This window comes from Pedococcus sp. P1_H8 (assembly GCF_056405175.1).
On the sequence record NZ_JBFUCP010000393.1, the window covers coordinates 1 to 386 of the forward strand.

General features: G+C 68.9%; 1 pseudogene. It reads left to right on the forward strand.

Going from position 1 to position 386, the window contains the following annotated elements:
* Positions 1–78: 78 nt before the first annotated feature.
* Positions 79–386, forward strand: a pseudogene (locus AC1DYG_RS20510) (ion channel protein); the annotation flags it as partial.

Genomic DNA, 386 nt, shown 5'->3' on the forward strand with positions numbered 1-386 from the left:
TCCGAGCTCACACCGACGACCCGGCAACTGGCGGCACTCGCCGTTCCCGCGGTCGCCGTCGGCGTTGGCTGTGCGTTGATGCTGATCGGGCTCAGCGTGCTTGCCAACAAGCTCCAGCGACTGCTGTGGACGACACTGCCCGACTGGGTCGGCGTGTCCGGCGCATCCGGCTGGTGGGCGTTCGGCACGCTGACCGTCGTCGGCTTTGTGGTCGGTCTCGTGGTCTGGAAGATGCCCGGTCACGCCGGACCCGACCCCGCAACCACCGGCCTCGTCGCGAAACCGCTTGCACCGTCTGCTCTCCCAAGCCTCGCGCTGGTGCTGGTGATCGGGCTGGCCGGCGGCGTCAGCCTCGGCCCCGAGAACCCGATCATCGCGATCAACAC